The 14,334-nt window shown below is 39.1% G+C and carries 18 protein-coding genes and 1 pseudogene; all 19 read left to right on the top strand.

All coding sequences use genetic code 11. From position 1 onward, the window contains the following. Window positions 1–201 precede the first annotated feature (201 nt). The 19 genes and pseudogenes from M1L52_RS15075 to M1L52_RS14990 all read left to right on the top strand — a co-directional run bounded on the left by M1L52_RS15075 (window position 202) and on the right by M1L52_RS14990 (window position 14,331). On the top strand, window positions 202–1,482 hold the full coding sequence (locus tag M1L52_RS15075; protein WP_248615847.1) for an AAA family ATPase: 1,281 nt from the start codon (window positions 202–204) through the stop codon (window positions 1,480–1,482). Further along, entirely contained in the window at window positions 1,472–2,314 is an 843-nt protein-coding gene (locus M1L52_RS15070; RefSeq protein WP_248615846.1) for a DUF4435 domain-containing protein, read from the top strand. Before M1L52_RS15075 ends, M1L52_RS15070 begins: the two co-directional genes overlap by 11 nt. A gap of 130 nt (window positions 2,315–2,444) precedes the next feature. Continuing rightward, a complete protein-coding gene (locus M1L52_RS15065) occupies window positions 2,445–3,083 on the top strand; it encodes a Panacea domain-containing protein (RefSeq protein ID WP_248615845.1) in 639 nt (212 codons plus the stop codon). Then, a complete protein-coding gene (locus tag M1L52_RS15060; protein WP_248615844.1) occupies window positions 3,046–3,255 on the top strand; it encodes a hypothetical protein in 210 nt (69 codons plus the stop codon). Before M1L52_RS15065 ends, M1L52_RS15060 begins: the two co-directional genes overlap by 38 nt. A gap of 547 nt (window positions 3,256–3,802) precedes the next feature. Then, window positions 3,803–4,105 carry an IS66 family transposase gene (locus tag M1L52_RS15055; protein ID WP_248615843.1) on the top strand — a complete coding sequence of 101 codons (303 nt, stop codon included), beginning with the start codon at window positions 3,803–3,805 and terminating at the stop codon, window positions 4,103–4,105. 96 nt (window positions 4,106–4,201) lie between these two features. Beyond that, entirely contained in the window at window positions 4,202–6,043 is a 1,842-nt protein-coding gene (locus M1L52_RS15050; RefSeq protein ID WP_248615842.1) for an FRG domain-containing protein, read from the top strand. Window positions 6,044–6,304: 261 nt separating this feature from the next. Further along, window positions 6,305–6,454 (top strand): annotated as a pseudogene (locus M1L52_RS15045) (aminotransferase); the annotation flags it as partial. Between the two features lie 63 nt (window positions 6,455–6,517). Further along, window positions 6,518–6,904 (top strand): DUF6864 domain-containing function, encoded by a 387-nt coding sequence (locus M1L52_RS15040; protein ID WP_248615841.1) that lies wholly within the window; start codon window positions 6,518–6,520, stop codon window positions 6,902–6,904. After that, window positions 6,891–7,340 carry a hypothetical protein gene (locus M1L52_RS15035; RefSeq protein ID WP_248615840.1) on the top strand — a complete coding sequence of 150 codons (450 nt, stop codon included), beginning with the start codon at window positions 6,891–6,893 and terminating at the stop codon, window positions 7,338–7,340. The genes M1L52_RS15040 and M1L52_RS15035 overlap by 14 nt, the downstream gene beginning before the upstream one ends. 108 nt (window positions 7,341–7,448) lie before the next feature. After that, window positions 7,449–7,574 (top strand): hypothetical protein, encoded by a 126-nt coding sequence (locus M1L52_RS16430; protein ID WP_262918008.1) that lies wholly within the window; start codon window positions 7,449–7,451, stop codon window positions 7,572–7,574. 149 nt (window positions 7,575–7,723) lie between these two features. Next, the gene (gene rfbA, locus M1L52_RS15030) at window positions 7,724–8,635 is read left to right on the top strand and encodes a glucose-1-phosphate thymidylyltransferase RfbA (protein ID WP_248615839.1); all 912 of its coding nucleotides are present in this window, start codon (window positions 7,724–7,726) and stop codon (window positions 8,633–8,635) included. 2 nt (window positions 8,636–8,637) lie between these two features. Then, the gene (locus M1L52_RS15025; RefSeq protein ID WP_248615838.1) at window positions 8,638–9,057 is read left to right on the top strand and encodes a sugar 3,4-ketoisomerase; all 420 of its coding nucleotides are present in this window, start codon (window positions 8,638–8,640) and stop codon (window positions 9,055–9,057) included. Then, window positions 9,044–9,463 (top strand): sugar 3,4-ketoisomerase, encoded by a 420-nt coding sequence (locus tag M1L52_RS15020; RefSeq protein ID WP_248615837.1) that lies wholly within the window; start codon window positions 9,044–9,046, stop codon window positions 9,461–9,463. The genes M1L52_RS15025 and M1L52_RS15020 overlap by 14 nt, the downstream gene beginning before the upstream one ends. Further along, complete coding sequence (locus tag M1L52_RS15015) at window positions 9,460–9,918, top strand: acyltransferase (RefSeq protein WP_248615836.1); 459 nt, start codon at window positions 9,460–9,462, stop codon at window positions 9,916–9,918. Before M1L52_RS15020 ends, M1L52_RS15015 begins: the two co-directional genes overlap by 4 nt. A gap of 53 nt (window positions 9,919–9,971) precedes the next feature. Continuing rightward, window positions 9,972–11,099, top strand: coding sequence for a DegT/DnrJ/EryC1/StrS family aminotransferase (locus M1L52_RS15010; protein WP_248615835.1), 1,128 nt, complete (start codon window positions 9,972–9,974; stop codon window positions 11,097–11,099). Between the two features lie 20 nt (window positions 11,100–11,119). Continuing rightward, the gene (locus M1L52_RS15005) at window positions 11,120–12,124 is read left to right on the top strand and encodes a glycosyltransferase family 2 protein (protein WP_248615834.1); all 1,005 of its coding nucleotides are present in this window, start codon (window positions 11,120–11,122) and stop codon (window positions 12,122–12,124) included. Between the two features lie 67 nt (window positions 12,125–12,191). Beyond that, on the top strand, window positions 12,192–12,416 hold the full coding sequence (locus tag M1L52_RS15000; protein WP_248615833.1) for a phosphopantetheine-binding protein: 225 nt from the start codon (window positions 12,192–12,194) through the stop codon (window positions 12,414–12,416). 2 nt (window positions 12,417–12,418) lie between these two features. Then, entirely contained in the window at window positions 12,419–13,570 is a 1,152-nt protein-coding gene (locus M1L52_RS14995) for a 3-oxoacyl-ACP synthase III family protein (RefSeq protein WP_248615832.1), read from the top strand. Beyond that, a complete protein-coding gene (locus tag M1L52_RS14990; RefSeq protein WP_248615831.1) occupies window positions 13,570–14,331 on the top strand; it encodes an SDR family NAD(P)-dependent oxidoreductase in 762 nt (253 codons plus the stop codon). The genes M1L52_RS14995 and M1L52_RS14990 overlap by 1 nt, the downstream gene beginning before the upstream one ends. The last annotated feature ends 3 nt before the right edge of the window (window positions 14,332–14,334 follow it).

Raw genomic sequence — 14,334 nt, 5'->3', positions numbered from 1 at the left:
CTCCATGGGTCAGTAGTCCCGCTGATCACCGCTCGTCTTTGCCACTTATTCGAGCGACAGCGAGTCTTAAGAACCACATTTCGATTCCCATAGAGCGGTGTCAGCCACATTTTAAAAGAGACTGGATCGTTTAACAATAGCTTCTTAGCATATCTGCATTTGAATATGGCAAAACATCACAATCATTAATATTGTACCATTATGAGTCAGACAATTAAATCAATATCTGTTAAGGGATTATGGGATATCAAGGATGTCTCAGTAACTTTCAACGAGGATGTTAATATCCTTATTGGTGGTAATGGCACAGGCAAAACAACATTGCTGAAAATTCTCGAGGGAATTCTGAATGTTGATTTGCAGAATATTGATGATATTGTATTTAATGATGTGCAGATTGAACTACAGACAGAAGGTTCAGAAGAAAATAGTATTATTCGTGTTGAAAGGGTTTTGGAGGATGCAGTAACTGCTGTTTATCGCTATGATTTGGGCGATGAAATCGTTGACATAAGGCTATCAGACATTCGATTGTTTAATAGGTCAAGAACTCCGTCTAAAACCTTGTATCGCCATTTAAAGAGCAGACTTGACAAAGTAGTAAATCTGACTTGGCTTTCTGTTAATCGAGCTAACGATTCGATGGACAGAAGAATGAACGACGAGTTGCATGATGATGTTGATGCCAAACTATGGCAATTAATGAATCAGATAGTCTCTTATCGCCTACAGTTGGAAAGGAAAGTCAATGAACGAACAAGAAAATTCAATGAAGATATTGTTTCCCTTCTACTGTACAATCAGGCTTATGATAGCCTACCCACATTCGAACAAATACAGAAAATCAAATCTTATAGCAGAGAAGATCTAATAACCGAACTGCATAAAGTTTTTAGCTATTTTGGTGAACCAAGACTACATACTGATGAGATTAAGAATCATGCAGAAAAAATTACCTATGTTGTAGAAAAACTAGATAGTAGAGACGGCCATTTCACAGCAGAAGAGATGCTTTCTCTATCATTAATGAGCAGAACGCTGGCTATCCTTAGTCTTTCATCCGACTATCAGAAACAAAGGGCTGATATAATGGAGCCAATCAGAACGTATGTGGAAAAAGTTGGTCAATATCTGAAAGATAAAGAGCTGGAGTTTGATCCTTCAACAGGTGAGTTGATAACCATACTTAAATATGGTAAGGATAAAAAGCGAAAATTATCAATATACTCATTGTCATCAGGCGAGAGACAATTGCTGATATTGCTCACTGAGACACTCCTTCAGCAAAAACGTCCATTTGTCTATATAGCCGATGAGCCCGAGTTGTCACTACATATAGAGTGGCAACGTAATCTAATCAATAGTATCAGAGAATTGAACCCGAATGCTCAGATTATTTTTGCTACACATGCTCCAGAGATTGCTGCCAATCATCCCAAGAAATTAATCAATCTGACAAGCGTTACAAAATATGTCGAGTAAAGAAGATTCTTTTCAGTTATCGATAGGCGCTCAGAATGTTGAGGCAAAATTCTATGGCAAGTTAGCCATAGTAAATGTTGAGGGTCCGGATGATAAAGTGTTTTGGAGTCAGTATTTTGACAAAAGTAGATTCGAAATCAGGGAAAAGGATGGATGCAGAAATCTTGATGATATAATTGATGCTATCGTTAATAAAGGTTTGAGGCAAATTGTGGCTTGCGATTCCGATTATTCATTTTATGAGAAGAGTCAGATAGCTCACCCACTTGTTGTGATGACATTAAGTCATTCTATAGAAAGTGTAATGTATTGCCCTGTCAACCTCAATGCTTGTGTTCAGAAACTAGCTCGCGATATAGAGGATCATTTGGGTGAGATAAACATGGCTTATGACTCATTTTGTGACGATATTAAGGAAATGTTAGTTTATGATATAGTTAATAATGTGTACAAGCATGGTCACTCTATATTTGGTGATTCATGTGTTAGGTTCTTGAAATCTAATCATTCGGTGAATGTTGATAAAGAAAAAATTGAGGAGATTCTAAATACAAAGTCTTTCCCTACAGAGGAATTAAACCATGTGAGAGATTTGATGAAAACAGATGATAGAAGTATTCGCCAGATAGCAAAGGGACACTTTCAAACAGGTTTTGTAACTAATTTGTTGAAACAAATGGCTTCTACTATATCAGGAGATAATTGCGGAACATTGTCAAGAGATTCGTTGTATGCACTCCTTGTGAAATGTACTTCAGAATGTACTGTAGATTGTAAAGAAAGAAATGTAATAAGAAAAAAGGTAAATCGAGCAATACAATATTTAAAGTAGAAATAATTGCGGCACAGAAGTCAACGAATCTTTATACGCAATCCGTGTGATTCGTGTTCGTCTCAAAAAATAATTCTCTAATCCTCTAATTCTTGATGGCAAATGACCTATAACATAACGAGTTAAATATATGAAACAAACTGATGATATAAACAAGATTAAGGCTGTTGTAGAATACATTCTGCAGCAGATGGGCGTGGCTATAGACTATATTCACCTTTTCAAGGTGATGTATTTCGCACAGGAGGAACATCTCGCCCTCTATGGCGTGCCTATCATGTATGACACCTTTGTGGCTCGCAAGCATGGACCAGTAGCTACTTTGACATATAAGGTACTGCGAGTAGCTGAAGGAAAGGTAATAGAAGCGACTGATGATTTGAAAGCGTTTGCTTCAGACCTGACTCTTGGCCAGAGTGACGGTCATCAAGTTGTTAGTTTAGCAAGAGAAGTTAAAGCAGAAATGGATGAGTTGTCACGAAGCAATATCCGTATTCTTGACAAATGGATAGCACATTGCAAGGAAATTGAGTCATTTGACTTGTCAGAGCTTTCTCATGACAATGCATGGCTAAAGGCTAAGCGTCAGACAGAGAAGACAGGAGAAGATACAAAGATCTCTCTTTATGATATGGCAGCCTCTGGTGGTGCCAGCAAGGATATGCTGCAGGTCGTGAAGGAACGTCAGATCAACCGCAAGGCTCTATCAATATCTCTCTGCTCAGTACGAGTTGAAACAGGAAAACTATCCAGAGTTTCTAGATTATAATAGTTTCGTTGACTGTGGCGAATTATTCTCTATACCTGTTGAACGACTCAAGCAAGGTGAATTCTTCGGATTCCTGACCGATGAAGATCGCAACGGAATCTTCGATCTACTCGAGACCTCAGACATCTTCTCAACCAAACAGAAAAAACGATATGGCATTCGCCGTCGCTAACATCAGCCATCTTACATCATACATAGTCGAACATGAGTGAGATCTCAGATGTAATCCTAGATAAATGCCCCGACCGCTCGGCTCTGCCGCTTGCTACCGTAGGGACGCAAGAACGACCCTTTGGGCGATGACATCTGCTGTTTAGACAACGAGAACGAAAGACCACGGCTGAGACTCTCAGACGATCAGGTGTGGCAAGAGATAATAAAACTTGCAGGAGTAACCTGCAGCAGTGATTTTCAAAAATTAGAAAGACAAATACAAGGCTTGGAGCAGCGAGCGCATAGCCATGCTTGCATGGGCTTTGCCGAGTCGTGACAAGCTTCGACAAAGTCAACGCGAAACGTTAGGGCAGTTGCGAGAACTTTGCGGTTGAGCGAGAGCAACGCTAAGCTTGCTTAAGCACTGCCGAGCGTGAGCAAAGTCAACGATATTAACTTGGAGCCTCAGTGCGCCAGTTGGAACGGCTGACAGGCATCAGCAGGGGAATCATCCAGTTCGTAAGAACATAGCTTGCCCCCTATGACAGAATCTGTCCCTTGTCATAATGAACTACTTCCATAACTTCTGGAATCAGATATTTGCCTACAGGCATGACGGCGAATACAGTATAGACAATATGGCGGTCGAACGAGCGATAAGGCCATTGACTGTACAAAGGAAAAACGGATTATTCTTTTGCAGTCCGAAAGAAGCAAAGAACTCCGGGATATACAATACGTTTATATCAACCTGTTTACAGAAGTGTCGCAACTTCCGTGACTTTTTCGTGGACTATGTCAGGGCATGGAACCGGGGCCGTAGGGACTTTGGTAACCTAGTCAGGCTGGTATACGCCCCATGCGCATAATAAAATAAGTTAAATTTTAAGGAAATCAAAGAAAGACGGGCTTCTCAGAATGCCCGCCCTAAAAGGGTTTCACATACTTTTGGACGCTTACTGACTATGATTTCAAAATCGATACTTACTGACGCTGAAACATTGGAGATGCTCAATGGCTTCTATACTGAAGCACTGCTGTTTCTTGGTGTACCAAGGGATAACTGGGCAGAGGTTAAAATAGGGGCTGCGATCGGAAAAGATGGAAAGGCGGATGTAATAAATATAGACTACACCAAAGCTAAAATTCTGGTGTGTTTGCCTGTAATTAAGATGATGCTTCAGACGAATCCCGTCATTACTAACGATGCCCCGTCAGTCTATCGTTCATATGGCTATAAGTTAGCTCGTATGTGGCAGCAGTATCTTAACGACGGTTTGCAGCGTGATTTCCTAACAGATAAAGATAGTACGGATTTTGCTGTTGCTCTGAGTCTTCTGAAGGGTATTAATTATGCTGATATGACTGATGTGTTGGATATTGATGCAGCAATCAGTATGCTTCACGACGAGTTCGGAATCGATTGTGAAGTTGTTCAAGCTTTAGACCAGATTCATAAGAAAAAACGTAAGGTAGTAACGCTTACCCATGATGACAAGCAGAAGCGTTCGGATGAATTAAAGAAGCTTTATGATGAAAGTATAAATCTACCTCTGCCTGAGATGAAAGAAGGACAGTTGGGTAGTAATAGTAATCCATTTGCTAATGTTGATGAGGCAGCGGCATATATCCTTAAAATAGAAAAAGAACGTCTCGCTGCTGACCCATACCGACAGGCGATAAGCAATGAGCAGTTTTTCTTCGACTTTGAGAGTGGAATCTTCCGTATTCCATGGGCATCTGTTAATGTCAGTTATTATCCTTTGGAAAGAGCAACTTCGTCCAGTTTTGTAGTCAATCAACTGAGCCAGCGCCCAGGACATTTAAATGAGATGCCCCGCTTTTCCATCAAGCCGTCGCTTGCTCATAATAGGTTCCTGTATCGTGGCCAGTCGCAATTCTTCGACGTATGTGTGCCAAGTCTTTTCCGTAACAAGGAGAATATAGCTAAAAGACAGTTCGTTTCAGATATCATACAGATGGACGAATTGGAGGTGCTACTTCGTCAACACCCCCTCGTACGGCTTTTTGAGGATGGCTTCTATCTGCTTAACGACTTTTTCCGTTTCAAGGTGGATTATGTTGGTCTCAGTCAGCATTATTACAATAATACTCCTAAGCTCGATTTGACTAGCGATATGGATGTAGCCAAGTTCTTTGCAGTTACTTGGTTTAATATGGATGCCGACCGTTATGAGAAATATACAGGATCTGAACTTGGTGTGCTCTACTATTACGACTTGGCTCCTGATGCATTTACGAAGCGTCAAGGTCGCAATTACCTCGTAGAAACAATCGGAAAGCAGCCATTCATGCGTAGTGGCAACCAGTCGGGTTTTCTCACCCAGCTGGCTTTAGGTGAGAATTTCAATGACCGCCCTGAGGTACGATACGTATTCTTTCGCCATGACCAAGACATTACTGATCGTATCTTTGCCGAATCTGAGAATGGCGATAAATATATGCCCCAGGAGATGTTACGAACTCATTGGTATAGCCGAATGCATGATGAGAATGCTAAAAAAGAAATTTCAGTGGAGGCACTGCAGCTAAACTACTCGCATAATTCTGGTGTATCTCATAATAGCATACGCAAAGCATTACAGAAAAAAGGCTTTCACATCTCGTCAAAGAACAAGCAATTTTTTACAGAAAAAGAGCTTGACTTATATTATGCTGGTGTATTGGATTTTTGGAAGGATTTCTGTTCCAATGTGTATTTCTACAGTCCAGAAGGGGCTTTACTTAATAAGCATTTATTGGATCTTCCGAATGATCCAAGATATCGATGGGCATTCTATAAGTAAATAGCGGTTAATTTGTATAACAACAAACTGTGCCCCTAGGGGACAAGTAAACCATAAAACCATTTACCATTAATCATGCGCTCGGCTCATCCGCTTTGCTTGCCCGAAGGTGAGGAATGCCCTTGGCCAGGGTGTGGACATGTGGGAGAATAGATAGGCGATTGGAAGGGGTTAGAAACAATGACAGGAGGCTGTCTCCTGACAATACATCGGGAGTACGAGATGATAATACGAAGAAATTAATAATAATATAATAAACGAATGTCTGAAAGAAAAACTATTTACCTCTGTTTGGCTCACATGAGCGAAGAGGGCTGGGAACTAAAATACGTAAAAGAGGCCTTCGATACGAACTGGGTGGTGCCCATGGGACCGAACGTGAATGCTTTCGAAGAGGACTTGCGCAGGTTTTCAAGAAGCGATGTTTATCACTCTTGCAGAGATATAAGATTTACAAATTGATAGAATAAATTTATGGACGTTATACCTGTACAGAATATAAAAACTGGAGATTATGATCTTTTAGGTTCATTTGTTTGTATCGCTGGATTGGATGAAGATATATGCTGGGATATTCATGACCATACCCCTGATATATTGAAAGTTCAATTACATTTCGATAAAGATGAAAAGGAAGAAAAAGCATATACAAAAGCAGAAGGCATAGACAACAATGTCCTTCAAATAACTGTGTATAATGTTAAAGATACTGCTAATTCTATGATTTATATGATGCCAATAGGCACTTATGATGATAAGGATTTATATTTATCTTACTATCTAGAGGCGAGTAAATCATTCCAGGCAAGAATTGTGACTTTTAATCTTTACTCTAAAGAAACTAAGGATGGCAACAAGTAAATTCGTATCAGGTATAGTAGAGAATGTTGGTAGCACTCAAATAACCATAACTGAGGATAAGCTACGCAACATATTATTAAAACATGTCCCAAGACTTAGGAATAGCAGAGGTTGGGTTGGTGCTTTTTTTACTATGGTGAGTTTGTCGGCCACAATATATGCTTGTACTTTTAAGGATTTTATAGGGCTTAAAGCAGATATATGGAAAGGAATCTTTCTGGTTTTAACTGTAATGGCTATTATTGCTTTCATATACTTTTGTTTTAATGCCTATAATAATAGATCTAATGAAGAATTGATAATAGAAGAAATTAAAAAGACAGAGAATTCAAAAACATTAAAAGAGCGTTATGCATATGGCTTTAAAATAGAAAATATGCGTATTAGTTTCTTTAAAGAAATATTTGAAAAGGAAAATGTAGATGATACAGAATAGTAAGCATCCAATTCCGACGTTTTGCAATAAAAAGTGAAATGTAATGACAATCTTGCCTTTTCACGACAGATAACTAAAAAATGACAAAAGCACGGCTTTTGACACAATATGAATAAAGAACGATTCCATAATGCTTTAGCCTTATCATTAGGCTATGAGCGAATAGTAAAAGACAAACGAATCACCATTCAGGTGGATGATTCTGACGACCCTTGGGTGACACTGAAGTTTTAGGGCCGCCCAGAAGTCATTAGAATCAATGCATCTTGCGAAGCAGATTCTGCTTTATCAGAGCAGATTCCTGCAATGCAGGATGAAATAGATAATATAGTCGATGCTGTGCATCAAGCATATATACAAGCAACAACAAATCCATTTTGAATATGAAAGGTATCGTTTTGGCAGGTGGTAGTGGCACCCGTCTCTATCCAATCACCAAGGGCATCTCTAAGCAGTTGATGCCCATCTACGACAAACCAATGATCTATTATCCAATATCAGTATTGATGCTGGCTGGCATCAGAGATATTCTGATTATATCTACACCATACGATTTGCCTGGATTTAAGCGTCTGTTGGGTGATGGTTCTGATTATGGTGTTCATTTCGAGTATGCAGAGCAGCCTTCTCCTGATGGACTGGCTCAGGCCTTTATCATTGGTGAAAAGTTCATAGGCAATGATTCTGCTTGCCTCGTATTGGGTGATAACATCTTTTGTGGTGCAGGCTTTACCAAGCTTTTGCGTAATGCAGTGAATGATGCTGATAAAAATGACAAAGCCACAGTCTTTGGCTATTGGGTCAGTGATCCAGAACGCTATGGTGTGGCTGAATTTGACCGTGAAGGCAACTGCCTGAGCATAGAAGAAAAACCGAAAGAGCCCAAGAGTAATTATGCAGTAGTAGGCTTGTATTTCTATCCCAATAAGGTGGTAGATGTAGCCAAGCATATCAAACCATCTGCCCGTGGTGAATTAGAGATAACTACAGTGAACCAAGAGTTCTTGAACGATGGTGAGCTGAAGGTTCAGGTTTTTGGCCGTGGCTTCGCATGGCTTGATACGGGTACACACGACTCATTAGCTGAAGCAAGTACTTTTGTTGAAGTCATTGAGAAACGTCAAGGATTGAAAGTCGCTTGTCTGGAAGGTATTGCTTATCGCAACGGCTGGATTAGTGAAGAGAAAATGCGCGAAATTGCAAAACCCATGCTGAAGAATCAGTATGGCCAGTACTTGCTAAAGGTGATTGACGAAATGAAAGAGGAAATAAACTCAAGCACATTTAGAGATTAGATATGGCGAGTATAGACGATGTAAAAATAATAGAGCTACCCAAGTTCTTGGATGCCAGAGGTAACTTATCCTTTGCAGAACAGAATAATCATATACCTTTTGAAATCAAAAGGACATATTGGATTTATGATGTTCCTGGAGGAGAAGATAGAGGCGGTCATGCCTTCCGTGAGAATCAGGAAGTGGTGATAGCTCTTTCGGGGGCAGTTGATGTAATTGTCGATGATGGAGTTTCTCAGAAGACGTTTAGGCTGGATAGATCGTATTATGGTCTATACATACCGAAGGGCTTGTGGCGTACAATGGAGTGTTTTTCAACAAACTCGTTTGCTTTGGAGTTCGGATCTGTGGCGTATTCTGCTGACGACTATATTCGTGACTACGATGAATTCTTAAAATTGAAGAAAGATGGCAAGTTATAGTGTTTTTGATTGTACAATAGTTGAACTTGATAAGCATCATAGTGACCGCAAAGGAAACTTGACAGTGGTACAGAATGGCACTACTTTTCCATTTGATGTGAAAAGAGTCTATTATTTATATGATGTACCTGGAGGAGAAAGTCGTGGGTCTCATGCACATAGAGATTTGGAACAACTGATTGTGGCAGCATCTGGTTCTTTTACAGTAACATTAGATGACGGAAAATGCAAACGTACCTTCTTTCTGAATAGGCCTTACCAGGGACTCTACGTAAAGCCAGGGCTTTGGCGTGATTTAGAAGATTTTTCTTCAGGAGCAGTCTGTATGGTGTTGGCCTCCGAAGTATATCAAGCCGATGACTATATACGTGATTACGATGATTTTTTAGAATTTAGAAAGAGATGATACATAAATTGGCCGATTGTATGAACGAGAATGTGCCAGAGAGTACGAAGATCTGGCAGTTCTGTGTGATATTCCCTAAAGCTCAGATAGGGGAGAATTGTAATATTTGCTCACATTGTCTGATTGAGAACGATGTGGTGATAGGAAATAATGTCACCATTAAATGTGGCGTACAAATTTGGGATGGAATCACGTTGGAGGATAACGTGATGATTGGTTCTAATGTGACGTTTACAAATGATATGTATCCACGTTCTAAGAACAAAGACTGGACTTTGCTAAAAACTCATGTCTGCAAAGGTGCAACCATTGGAGCGGGATGTGTTATTCTTCCCGGCATAACTATTGGTGAAGGTGCTTTTGTGGCTGCTGGTTCAGTTGTTACAAAGGATGTGCCTGCTGGCGAATTGTGGTTGGGTAATCCTGCAAGGTTCTATCGTAAGGTTGACTTTTAGTGGTCGCTTTGCTCAAAATTAGAACAAATTTATATAGAAAATTATACTGAAAGATGAATATACCTTTTTTATCATTAAAAGACGTAACAGCTCTTCATGGAGCTGAGATTAACGAAGCTGTAAGCCGTGTAGTGAATGGAGGCTGGTACCTTCAGGGAAAAGAAAACGAGAAGTTTGAAGAGAACTACTCTAAGTTTATTGGTACTAAATACACCATTGGTTGTGCTAATGGTTTGGATGCTCTCATCTGGATATTTCGTGCATACATCGAGATGGGCGTGATGCAGCCTGGTGATGAGGTGATTGTACCAGCAAATACTTATATCGCTACCATCTTAGGTATTACAGAGAATGGACTGGTACCTGTTCTTTGTGAGCCAAAGCCTAATACACTGGAGATAGATGATGACCTGATTGAAGGCTTAATTACACCCAAGACCAAGGCGATAGCCATTGTACACCTGTATGGTCGTATTGCCTATACAGAGAAGATAGGTGAACTTTGCAAGAAGTACAACTTGAAGTTGGTTGAGGACTGTGCCCAGAGTCATGGTTGTAAGTTCACTGATGGTAGAGTAACAGGTTCAATAGGTGATGCAGCTGGTCATAGTTTCTATCCCGGTAAGAACCTTGGCGCTCTTGGTGATGGAGGTGCTGTAACTACTAATGACCCAGAGCTTGCTGCTGCAGTACGTGCGTTAGCTAATTACGGTTCGCAAAAGAAATATGTATTCAAGTATGCAGGTCGCAACAGTCGCTTGGATGAAATCCAGGCTGCTGTTTTGGATGTGAAGTTGAAATATCTGGTAGAGGATAATCAGCATCGTAAGGAGGTTGCCCATTACTACTATGAGCATATCAATAATCCTTTGATTACGTTGCCAGATTTGCTGCCCGATGAACAGAATGCATACCATCTGTTCCCAATTATTGTGAAGGGTAAAGAGAATCGTGATAGATTTCATGATTATCTGGAGGAGAATGGAGTAGGAACTGTTTGCCATTATCCAATAGCGCCACACAAGCAGGAATGCTATGCCAAGGAGGCATGGAATGTACCTCAGTTGAGCCTGTCTATCACAGAAAGACTTGCAGACGAGGAACTATCACTTCCGATAGGACCGGCAATAAAATTGGAAGATGTTGCACAAGTTGTCATGTTAATTAATCGCTTTATTTAATACACATTGTTTTTTTTATTATGAATGATTGTATTCTGACTGTTTTAATTCTCGCATATAATCATGAGCAATATATACGCCAAACATTGGATGGAGTTTTGAATCAGAAAACTTCATTTCGATTCAAGATTCTTATAACTGATGATGCAAGTACAGATAGAACAGAGGCGATTATTCGTGAATATATAGATAATTACCCTAACAAAATTATACCTGTATTCAATTCAAAAAATATTGGCTTAAATCCAACGTTAAAAATTGCATTTCCTTTAATTGACACGAAATATACATGTCTTTTAGGAGGAGATGATTATTGGATAGATGAATATAAAATAGAAAAAGAGGTTGGTTATCTAGAGGCACATCCTGATACCTCATACGTGCATACAGGATTAAAACAGTGGATTGAAGATGAACAAAAATGGGGGGCAATTATTAATCATTGGGAGTGGGAAATGCCTAAAGATAGGAAAAAGCGATTAGTCTCATTCCTTAATCATGATTTTACCTATTATCCATGTGCATCAACTTGTTGTTATAGAACAGAGATTCTGACGAAGTGTAATAATACATTCCCCCAATTGCTGGATTTAACCATAGGTGAAGGAATGTTGTTACATGCTTCAATGTGTATTTATGGTGTAAAATTTCACTATATACCAGATTTGACAACGGTATATAGAGTGAGGAGTCATTCATTATCGCACAATACTGATATAAGAGAAACGTTAAAATACAAAATGAGGTATCCTAAAAGAAAGATTATAGTATTTAATTTATTTAATATTGATGAAAAGCAATATCGTCATGTTATTTATAAGAATCTAGACGACGCTTTTGTTTTTTCTTATTCAAATAAAATTCTAGATTTTTTTCATGAAGAATTGATGTCTTATGAAATAGATGATATTTTAAAAAATAAATACCTAATTGTTACCTCAAATGCTTTTTACTCATATGTCTACAAGCGATATTTGAAAATTAAAACACTAATTTTGCGATTGTTTACATGTTTCTATCATTAATATACATGTGAATAATAATATTTGGAAATGTATGGAATAAGATTAATATATAATTAAACAGAATTTTATGAAAATTAATGAATTTATTGCAAAGTTTGCAGAAGCAATTGAAGTTGATAACGTAGAGGCTTTGACAGCTGAAACAGAGTTCCGTGAATTAGATGAGTGGTCGTCATTGTCTGTAATGCTTCTTATTGCTTTCTATGACGAGGAGTTCGGTAAAGAACTAACACAGGCTCAAATAAAGAGTGCAAATACTCTTCAAGATTTGTATAACATTGCAATTGCATAAAAATGGCAATATTAAGTTTTAAAGGAATCGGTATAACAGCAATGGCTGGTGCAGTTCCAAAACAGGTGATAAACAATTACGAATATACCGAGTTCTTCCCTGCTGACCAAGTAAAGGAAGTAGTAGACAAAGTTGGTGTATTTGAACGCAGGTTTGCAGACAGCGAGACTTGCTCATCTGACTTATGTTTTGCAGCTGCACAGAAATTATTTGCAGACAACGATATCGATAGGGAAGAGATTGACCTGCTAGTATTTATCTCACAAACTCAGGATTATCGTATGCCAGCAACAAGCATCACATTGCAACATCGTCTTGGACTAAAAAATAGTTGTATTGCATTTGATGTGAACCTCGGATGCTCGGCATTTCTCTATGGCATGTCTGTAGTCTTTAGTATGATGCAGACTGGAAATATTAGGAAAGCTCTTATCTTGGATGGTGAAACTCGTAGTAAGGTATATGGCCCTCGTGATCGTCGTAGTGCATTTATATTTGGAGACGGAGGTGTAGCTGCTTTGGTGGAGCTAGATTCTAGATTTGGAACAACAACTCTTTCAATGAATTCTGATGGCTCTCGTGCAGATCTTATCATGATTAAGGCTGGTGGTTACCGTCATATGTCCACACCAGAAACTTTAAAGGAAAAAGTAGTTGACGAGTATGGAAATATGCGTAGTGACGAACAGGGGTATATGAAGGGTGGCGATGTGTTTAACTTTGTAATTCGTGAAATCCCTCGTGATATCAAGCAAACTCTTGAGTTCGCTAATACTAAAACGGAAGATTTGGATTATATTGTTTTTCATCAAGCTAATAACTTCATCAATTCGTATATTGCGAAGAAGATGAAACTTGATACGTCAAAGATTCCTCACACTATTGAGAAGTTTGGAAATACATCCTCTGTATCAGTTCCTTTGACTATCGTTAGTGAGTTGAAAGGGAAACTAAATGGTCAGAAAACACTTTTGTTAAGTGCTTTTGGCGTAGGTATGACGTGGGCTACAGGAATTGTTCCATTTGTTGATACAAAGATATCCGATATTGTAGAAGTTGAAAAAGGTCAGCCTGTTGATGAATTTCTCCGTCGTGACTATACTCCTATTGAGAAAGAATCAGAAGAGTCAGAAACAAAACCACATAAAGACTAATGTTTAATCCTTTTTCGCTTGAAGGCAAGACTATTCTTGTCACAGGTGCCAGTAGTGGCATCGGTCGCCAATGTGCCATATCCTGTTCACAAATGGGGGCAAAAGTGGTTATAATAGGACGTAATGAAGATCGTTTAAAAGAAACTGAATCCCAACTTGAAGGTTCAGGGCATCTGGTTATAAGCTATGATTTAACAGACCTTAAGCATCAGAAGGAACTTGTGGTGGATATAGTGAATAAGATGGGGTTAATTGACGGACTAGTCAATTGCGCTGGTATATCCACAACTTTACCATACAAATTGATGAGTCCAGGAAAAGTTGATGAATTTTTTAAGACTAATGTCTTTGCAACCATTGAACTGACGAGACAGGTTCTTGGCGTAAAGAATGTCAATAAACAAGGAGCAAGTGTGATATTTTTTGCATCTGTTATGGGCGTCGTGGGAGAGAATGCAAAATCATTATATAGCTTTACGAAAGGTGCCTTAATATCCGGTTGTCGTTCAATGGCAATAGAGTATGCCACCAAGAAAATTAGGATAAATGTCATTTCGCCGGGAGTAGTAGAAACCGCTATCAATAAGAATCAACCTTATCTAGCAGATCCAGATAGACGTAAGGTAACGGAATCGTTGCATCCTCTTGGTATTGGAACGACCGAGGATATTGCCAACGCGTGTATATATCTTCTGAGTGATGCCTCAAAATGGATTACTGGACAGAATTTGATAGTAGATGGTGGATATACAATCAAATAATAT

It is taken from the genome of Prevotella sp. E13-27, assembly GCF_023217965.1.
In the GTDB taxonomy this organism is placed as follows: Bacteria; Bacteroidota; Bacteroidia; order Bacteroidales; family Bacteroidaceae; genus Prevotella.
Note: the sequence above shows the minus strand (reverse complement) of the source record. Positions and strands in the feature narration are given on the sequence as shown.

What these genes read in the sequence shown, in the direction of transcription:
- M1L52_RS15070 (WP_248615846.1), top strand. Translation starts at nt 1,472, where the DNA reads ATGTCGAGTAAAGAAGATTCTTTTCAGTTATCGATAGGCGCTCAGAAT.
- M1L52_RS15055 (WP_248615843.1), top strand. Translation starts at nt 3,803, where the DNA reads ATGAACTACTTCCATAACTTCTGGAATCAGATATTTGCCTACAGGCAT.
- M1L52_RS15005 (WP_248615834.1), top strand. Translation starts at nt 11,120, where the DNA reads ATGAATGATTGTATTCTGACTGTTTTAATTCTCGCATATAATCATGAG.
- M1L52_RS14995 (WP_248615832.1), top strand. Translation starts at nt 12,419, where the DNA reads ATGGCAATATTAAGTTTTAAAGGAATCGGTATAACAGCAATGGCTGGT.
- M1L52_RS15050 (WP_248615842.1), top strand. Translation starts at nt 4,202, where the DNA reads ATGATTTCAAAATCGATACTTACTGACGCTGAAACATTGGAGATGCTC.
- M1L52_RS15010 (WP_248615835.1), top strand. Translation starts at nt 9,972, where the DNA reads ATGAATATACCTTTTTTATCATTAAAAGACGTAACAGCTCTTCATGGA.
- M1L52_RS15015 (WP_248615836.1), top strand. Translation starts at nt 9,460, where the DNA reads ATGATACATAAATTGGCCGATTGTATGAACGAGAATGTGCCAGAGAGT.
- M1L52_RS15025 (WP_248615838.1), top strand. Translation starts at nt 8,638, where the DNA reads ATGGCGAGTATAGACGATGTAAAAATAATAGAGCTACCCAAGTTCTTG.
- M1L52_RS15075 (WP_248615847.1), top strand. Translation starts at nt 202, where the DNA reads ATGAGTCAGACAATTAAATCAATATCTGTTAAGGGATTATGGGATATC.
- M1L52_RS15040 (WP_248615841.1), top strand. Translation starts at nt 6,518, where the DNA reads ATGGACGTTATACCTGTACAGAATATAAAAACTGGAGATTATGATCTT.
- M1L52_RS15035 (WP_248615840.1), top strand. Translation starts at nt 6,891, where the DNA reads ATGGCAACAAGTAAATTCGTATCAGGTATAGTAGAGAATGTTGGTAGC.
- M1L52_RS15020 (WP_248615837.1), top strand. Translation starts at nt 9,044, where the DNA reads ATGGCAAGTTATAGTGTTTTTGATTGTACAATAGTTGAACTTGATAAG.
- M1L52_RS15065 (WP_248615845.1), top strand. Translation starts at nt 2,445, where the DNA reads ATGAAACAAACTGATGATATAAACAAGATTAAGGCTGTTGTAGAATAC.
- M1L52_RS16430 (WP_262918008.1), top strand. Translation starts at nt 7,449, where the DNA reads ATGAATAAAGAACGATTCCATAATGCTTTAGCCTTATCATTAGGCTAT.
- M1L52_RS14990 (WP_248615831.1), top strand. Translation starts at nt 13,570, where the DNA reads ATGTTTAATCCTTTTTCGCTTGAAGGCAAGACTATTCTTGTCACAGGT.
- M1L52_RS15000 (WP_248615833.1), top strand. Translation starts at nt 12,192, where the DNA reads ATGAAAATTAATGAATTTATTGCAAAGTTTGCAGAAGCAATTGAAGTT.
- rfbA (WP_248615839.1), top strand. Translation starts at nt 7,724, where the DNA reads ATGAAAGGTATCGTTTTGGCAGGTGGTAGTGGCACCCGTCTCTATCCA.